Genomic DNA, 8,076 nt, shown 5'->3' with positions numbered 1-8,076 from the left:
ATACTCAATGAAAATCAAAAAGCAAACTAGGAAGCTAGCCGCAGGTTGCTAAAAGCACTGCTTTTAGGTTGTAGATAGAACTGACGAAGTCAGCTCAAAACACGGTTTTGAGGTTTCAGATGGAAGCTGACGTAGTTTGAAGAGATTTTCAATAATTCCTATTTCCCTTCTTTATCAGGAAATAGATAGGCAATACCTACACAAGCCAGCACACCTGCTCCAATGACCAAGCCACTTGAAATTGGCAAAAGGTCCAAAATTGCATTTGCGATGATAAAGGCAATAATTAAACACATCAGACTAGCCTTGTAGTCTTTTTTCAAAAGATTCTCTAGAGTGAAATAGAGGAACAAGCCTACCGGAATCAGTGACCAGAGGTTGACATCTAAACTTGGCCAGCCAACAGAACCAAAATACAATACTGTCGCTGCTACTAGTAAAAATACAATTCCCAATAACTTTTTCATTTTGATCTCCGATTTCTTTTTTAGGAACTTGACTTATCTGATAGTGACGCCTCCTGTTCCTTACAAAAATCATTATAACAGAGGTCATTTTCAAGAACAAGTTCTTTTGCCTATCTGGTCTCAATCTCGGTCTAAGTGGCTCAATAATAGCCGTAAAATAAGGAAATAGGTGAAAAACTTCCTTCCAAATAAAAAGGAATTAAGCAACCAAACGCCTTAATTCCTTGAAATTGTCTCATCACCTCTATTAGCCTTTAAATTTTGATAGACTCTATTTTCTAATCAATATGACCAATATTGTCAATACTAACCCTTTCAATCAATTCATTAGTTATCGAAACTAAGTCTATTAATAGATCCAAAAAAGAGTATCAATAGTAAAGTAAACTAAATAATTAAGTTATAAATAGCTATTTTTACAAAACTGTTTCATCATCATACTATCTCAGTACACAAACCATTTTTCTATAGCTTTTGTCTTAATCTTGATCTTTTTTCTTTAATCCAAGAAATGCACCTAAGGTAAACATTATTCCAGCAATGAATGGTGTAAAACCTTCTCTAACTGTTCCGGTTTTTGGCAATCTATCAGAATTGTTAGTATCCGATTTACTATCGATATTGGTATGTTTATTAGCTATATTCTCTGGTTCATTAAGATAAACTTCCTTCTTATTTTCAAAGTTTTTATCATTTTTATCAGGAACTGGAGCTGTAACATCCTTAGTTGAATCAGATCTTTGACTTTCATCTAATTGACTATAATTTACTTGTACAGAAACTGTAGATTTGACATCCTTAGTTGAATCAGGTTTTTGTGAATGATGTTCTCTTTGTAAATCCTCCTTTTTGTAATTTTCATCTAATTGACTATGATTTGCTTGTACCTTATCTTTCTTTTTCGATACATCAAAAGTAGGTTTATTTTCCTCCTCCTTTTTCTCCTCTATTTTCTTGAATACAGGTTTTATAAGGGTATCTTTTGATAGATTAAGAACATAGCCAACGTCTTTTTTCCCTTCGAAACCAGAAATTTCCCAGCCATCAAATTGATATCCTTTTTCTAATTCACCCTCATAGACAGGTAAAATGAAATCTTCTTCCGACACTATCGTTGAACTCATTTCTTTTCCATTTTGAATGGTCACAGTTACCCTATGAGGTTTTAGTTCTCTTACCTCTCCCGTATCTTTGTTTAAAATGAATTCTTTTACGGTTGTATTTCTTGCGAAATCTTTTACAAGAATCTTAATATTTAGTGTCTTATCTGTTAGTTGTTTAATATCATCAAATGATTTATATTCTTTTCCATTTACATAAATATGTTTGTCTTGAATCTCACCATTGAATCCATTATCTCTTTTATCATTGATGTTAAAGACTACAGATTTTCCATCAGCATATTCGATACTAGTATTTCCCTCAGGATCAATGTTTACTTCTGGTTTAACATTATCATATAAAAATTGATAGTGTACTCCAACCGCTTTCGCATTCAAATCGCTATAGCCAGTTTGAAGATAAACATTTCCATCCATATCTGTTACCTTATCTGGAAATCCGTTTGCTTTATAGTCTTTCATTCCCCAGTCCATGATGTCACCGTCTTTAACATTAAGCTTAACGTTAAAATCTCTAGTGTTATCAATGTGTAAATCTCCGTAGATTAAATAATTATCTACAACAGATTCATTAACTCTCAATTCCCAGTTAAAACCACCCTTATCAGAAATCTTACCTCTTAAATAAAACTCTGGATTTCGTACATAAATTTTATTAAATTTAGATGGATTAAAGTAGTTCTTGTCCATTGAAAGGTTTACTGGTTTTGCATCAATAAATAACGTAGAGCCATCTTCTTTTATAGCTTCTACATTGGACTTATCCTCTCCAGTGTACTCTTTATCATCTTTACCAAATAATACAAGTTTAGAAGGATCTGTTACAAGATTTCCATCTTTATCGATTGCCTCCCCTTTATCGTTCATTTTAAATCTAAACACTTGATACCTTACAATGTTAAAGCCGTCCAAAGCCGACATTAATACAGCTTGAGTACTTCTTCCATCTTCAACATTTCTACTGTCAGAATAAATTATTTTTTCTGAAAGGGCTCTTAGATTAGGATTGGAATTTTGTATTTTTGCTATATCTTCCTTGCTATAGACTCCATTTCCTTCTAACATATCCGTTTTTCCAGGATTATAGGTAGTCACTTTTAGTGCATAGCCTTTTCTCAGAATGATATTATCCTTTAATAGATATTGTTGTTTTTCTGAATCAGAATAGATTTTACCAGATTCCATTTCAGTTAAATTGTTTGGTTTGTTCTTTGAAAGATCTCCTTCCCCTAATTCTATTATATTCCCATAACTTGATGCATAGAGATATTCTGTCTTAGTTTCCCTATTTTTTTCAGGCATTCTAATCTTCGTTTCAGCTTTTCTCTGACCATCATCTGTAACAAAGAATCTCATATCTCCTGCAAAAGCTAATCCATCCACAATATCATTAATATTAGCGTATAAATCAAATGTCATCGTTTTTGAATTGGAATCATACTTGGTCGCTTTGATTTCTATATATTTATAGGTATTTCCATAATATACCTTAGCATTTTTGGATACATTACTTACTTTTCCAAGAATTTCAAAATGTCCATCCTTTGATGGGCTTAATACACCACCAAGCTTTGATTTAACATCATCAAGTTTCTCAGTCTCATATTCTAGAGCACTTCCATCCACATAGGCAGTTATATTTCCTTCATCGTCATATTGATAATCAAGCTCTACTTTTCTTTTTCCGCCATTTACAAAGTCTTCTTCTTCCTTATATTTCTTTTTAATTAGTTTCTTTAGGTCTTTATTTTCAAAGTTTCTTACAGTAGAGATTTCTTTGTCTAACTCTAGAGTTGAAGGTCCCTCTATAGGTTTTTCTTCAACAGTCTCTTTCTTTTCTTCTACGTTATTTGAGGCTTCTGGACTTTGGGCATTTTTAAGTTTATCTTCAGAAATTTCCCCTAGTTTTTTGTAAGAAGAAGCATTTTTGTCAGGATCTACTAGGTAATAAGAAATCATTCCTTTTTCATCAGCTTGGTCATCAAATTTAATTCTATGGATTTTGGTGAAGTTGCTTGCACCATCTAGGGCGATTACTTCGATGATTTTTCCTCTTAAATCTCCTGCTCCGCTAATTTCGTAGATAGTATTTCCATCTTTATCAAGCTTCCTATTTCTTCCCTCACCCTCTCCGGCGTAAGTTACATCAAGACTTTTCTCAACATCTCCATACTTATCGACAAGAGCTGCACCTGCGTACCATACTTCGTTGGCTACTTCTTCAAATTTCTCAGGATGTTCTTTTTGGTCTCTAGCAAACAAGGTTTCGTGTTTGTACTCATCCTTTACCTTGTGGTAGGTATCTTTTGCGATCAATTTAATTTTATCTGGATTAGAAAAATCAATTGAAATAATTTTTGGAGCTGTATTATCAATTTTTACTGGTATATAAGAAACTTGCCATGGATAATCCTTGGTTAATCTATATTTGAATTTGTAGAAGTATTGACCCTCAGCTATTGATTCAAATTGTCCTCTTATCCTAGTAGCTGGATCTTGGTTATCCTTACTTTCTGGTTCATTTTCTTCTCTACCTCTAGGGTTATAGATGAGTCCATCCCACTTCAAATCACCCCAAACTTTTAGTTTAGATGATTTGATTCCCTTTGCATCATTGCTTTTAGAATTTAAAATTCCTCTAATAAAGTGTTCTCTCGAAATGACTTTTAAGTCTCTTTGATTTTCTCCCTCTTTATTTGTATTTACTATTGAAATCAATCCTTCTTCTGCACTTCTTAATACAAGTGGAGAAGGGGTTAATCCTCTTTCTAGTGAAACACTTTGTGGTTCTCCCTTTGAGTCAAGTGGATATACCCTAGCAACATTAGATCCACTAGTGGATTCTGCATGAATACCTTGGTTGTTAAAGGCAAATAAGTCTGGGTCTTGGTCTAGTGATGTAATATTTTTATCTTTTCTGTTTTGAATAATAGCTGCTGGATTAAATTTATCTATACCATGTTCTCCACCAATACCCTTGTTCAAGGTTCCAGGAATTTTCGGTTTACCATCATCATCATAACCTTCCATTGTTTTTGATTTTGAACCCTCTTCCCAGGCCCATTTATCAAGGATTGGTTCGTGGTTCCAATTCCCAGCAAATCCCATTAGAGGCATCGACAAAGAAGGTTGGAAGTTTATTTTCTTCCCGTTAGAGTTTAGAGCTTCCATTTCTTCCACTGACTCAAAATGAATAAATGATTCTACAAATTTATTTTTGTCTTTAGCCTCTCCAACATTTATAACCGCATTCAAATCAAAGCTAGAATTTGCGCCTATAGTGAAAGTATCATGCTCAAATGTGATATTTGCTCCTTTGATTTTTTCTGGATGGATTTCTGGAACAATTTGCTTCCCATCTGGAGATTTTTCATCTTTATATGTTTCATCCAGTTTTAATCTGTCAGTTAGAGAATCTGTAGTTATCGCTGATGCTGAAACTTTAAAGGTTAAAGGTCTGTCTGATGTATTGTGAAGCTTAACTGTAAAATATTTTTCTTCTCCTTTTATTTCTTTAAGAGAAATAGAACCATAAGAGTTTACCAAACCTTTAGAATCCTTGTTTTTGAAAGTCGCTACAACTTCATTTCTCAAAGCATTGGCAACATTAATTAGCCCTGCTCCCTGTTGTCTAGGTGATGCAAAGTATTGGCTTTTTTCTTTCCAAGACGTTGCGTCCATCATAGGTCGCGCAGTATTTTGTAAAGCAATTTTTGTAAGACTTGTAAGGTCTATTTTGTCATCTCCCTCAAGATTTTTCAATACAGGTCTTTCAAGCATTTCCTTTAACTTCGGTCTAATCAAAACAGTAGAAGCTGCTACGATTGGAGTTGCCATACTAGTTCCTGACATATAGCCATAAGTTGATTTCCCATTAATGACATTGAGAGTAGATTTAATGTTTTTACCAGGTGCCGAAACATCGGGTTTTAAAAGTAAATCTATTCTTGGCCCCCAAGATGTGGATCCTGCTGGAACGATGATATCTTCTTTATAGAGTTCTTTGTCTGTGTCAGGTGCAAACTTAAAGTCAATCTCTTTTTCGTCACCTACATTTGGTTTGTTGGAATTAAAACTTTCCATATCAATTGGATAGTATTGCTCCAATTTATCTTTAAAATCTTCTTTATTATTTCTTTTGACTTCAGTTTTTTTATCAGGATTAATCATGTTCCATAGCTTTACACCATCATCTCCTGAAATTGAAAACACTTGACTTTTAGTACCTTCATCCGCTTCATATCCCATAGCTGGAAGCTCTGTCCAATTATCTCTATTGTAGTAATTTACAGTATTTACAACCATAATGGCGCGTGCACCCTTATCCGTAGCTTTTTTAAAAGCATTTTTTAAATCCTTTGTATAAATTCTATCCATTACTGCAATTTTGCCCTTAAGATCCAAACCTATCAACTCTTGGTCTTGGCCTTTGCCTATATATACAAATTTCAATTTATCAGGAGCTTTTGAACCATCTTCATTTGTTGTGATTTTATTCTTATCGAAAAAGGCTCCTATATTTCTGTATTTAAAACTTTTTCCACCTATGTTAACTTTATCAAACTCAACTGTTTGATTTTTAGCAGATGCAACCGCTATCGCATCTTCATGTGCTGCTGTTCGCGTTACATTTCCAGTGTCGGTCATTTTCAGATGATTATTTGCCACTAAATCCCATGAAGAACTTGAAGCAGAAGTCGCATAGTTACCTGTAGCTACAACCATTGGAATGCCTGCTTTTCTTAATGCTCTAATAGCTTGCCAATATTTCTCACCTACAAGACCTGTTCCTGTAAAACCAGATGATACCGAAACAACATCGACATTGTGTTTAATGGAATCTTCAATAGCATGAAACATTGTTTCATCTCCTGCGAAGCCAGATCCTGCGTCAGAGTACATTTTATAAGAGAAGATCTGTGCATTAGGAGCAATTCCATCTATTCCGTTAAAGTTTTTAATATCTTTTTCAGTATCATTTCCCGCAAGAATCCCTGCAATATGCATCCCATGTGGATCAAAATAATCGCTCCCATCATCAGCTTTTTCTACAGTAATTTTACCACCATTATAATAATTGAAAGCATGAGGAATCTTATCACTCAACCAGAAATTTTTATCAGTACCTTTTAAGTCTTCTTTTTTAAATCTCATTGAGCCTTTAGCATCATCATCAATCCTCATGGCCTTATGCCTATAATCTGTCCCGGTATCGATATTTGAAATGACCATACCTCTACCATCAAAATTTTTACCAAATGGAGCATTGATAGACTTTAGGTAATCGATAGCCTCCTCAACTCCAATTTCCTTTCGGGCATGATTCATCATGGGTTGGAGTTTTTGTGACCGTTCAACCGATGAAATACCTTCTATTAGTTTAATTTTATCCAGATTATCTGGAGTTGTTTCTATTGAAACACCATTAAAAATCGTATTATAGGTATATAAAACGTTTGTATCCTTAAGATTGGATAATTCCTTGATTGCTTTTTCTCCAGATTCTTTATCTTTAAATTCAGCAATATAGACAAGTTTATCCTCTTTTTTGGGACTTTCTGGGTCTTTACTTGCAGACGAGTTAGCTTTATCTTCTTGGGATTGATTGGAATCTTCTTTGATTGTTGCTTCTTCATTGCTAGTTTTGTTATCTATCACAGATTCTTTACTAACAACTTCTTTTTCCTCAATAACCGTTGTTTTCTTCTCTTCAGTATCCTTGGAAGTTTCTATATCATTATGAATATTTTCATGTTTTTCTTTATTTTCTGCTTCCTTATCTACTACTACTTTTTCTGTATCAGAGATAGTTAAAGCATCTTCAGAGCTAGATGTGTCTGCTAAGACTACCTCATTAGGGACATATGCTGCTAAAACAACTGCAGCTGTGGTTAATGACAATACTGTACTTTTTTTCATTTTAATTCCTTACATATTTATTTAACTTCCAATAGATAGAAAACTTTAACTTTGCTAGCCTTTGTTATAAAAAGTTTTACTAAGTATTATCTAGGAAATAGAGTAGTACATTTATATATAATTGTTAGCTCTCCATAAAAATAGTATATCATTTAAAAAATTTAAGTCAAGAAAAATTAAGGCTGGTTAATTTTATTTTTAACGCATGTTAATAAATGATCCAAAAGTTTCGTACTTAACGGGGATACATTATAAGCACATTCATACCATCAAAAATAGTAGCAATCAAATTGAACCACTACCAAAATCACAAAGTCAAACATCATTGATGAAATATCAACGCTATTAAACAATATAAATAACCGCTAATAATAAGACTTAACGGTTATTTATACATATCTATTTTTTCAAATCTTCAGTCATATGTTCACCTGTGACCTAGGCTTTACGATTGTCTTGCTCTAGCAACTAATACTCAATGAAAATCAAAAAGCAAACTAGGAAACTAGCCGCAGGTTGCTAAAAGCACTGCTTTTAGGTTGTAGATAAGACTGACGAAGTCAGCTCAA

The 8,076-nt window shown here is 33.6% G+C and carries 2 protein-coding genes; both read right to left on the bottom strand.

Annotated elements, in window-relative coordinates:
* Positions 1-158 precede the first annotated feature (158 nt).
* On the bottom strand, positions 159-467 hold the full coding sequence (locus HT722_RS05980; protein ID WP_173278089.1) for a hypothetical protein: 309 nt from the start codon (positions 465-467) through the stop codon (positions 159-161).
* A gap of 479 nt (positions 468-946) precedes the next feature.
* Positions 947-7,507, bottom strand: coding sequence for a S8 family serine peptidase (locus HT722_RS05975; RefSeq protein ID WP_173278087.1), 6,561 nt, complete (start codon positions 7,505-7,507; stop codon positions 947-949).
* Between the last annotated feature and the right edge of the window lie 569 nt (positions 7,508-8,076).

The sequence above is a fragment of the Streptococcus sp. 53 genome, assembly GCF_013276565.1.
Taxonomy (GTDB): Bacteria; Bacillota; Bacilli; order Lactobacillales; family Streptococcaceae; genus Streptococcus.
This window is presented reverse-complemented; position numbering and strand designations above follow the sequence as displayed.

Excerpts from the sequence above, each read along its gene's own strand:
- HT722_RS05980 (WP_173278089.1), bottom strand. The coding sequence starts at position 467 with ATGAAAAAGTTATTGGGAATTGTATTTTTACTAGTAGCAGCGACAGTA.
- HT722_RS05975 (WP_173278087.1), bottom strand. The coding sequence starts at position 7,507 with ATGAAAAAAAGTACAGTATTGTCATTAACCACAGCTGCAGTTGTTTTA.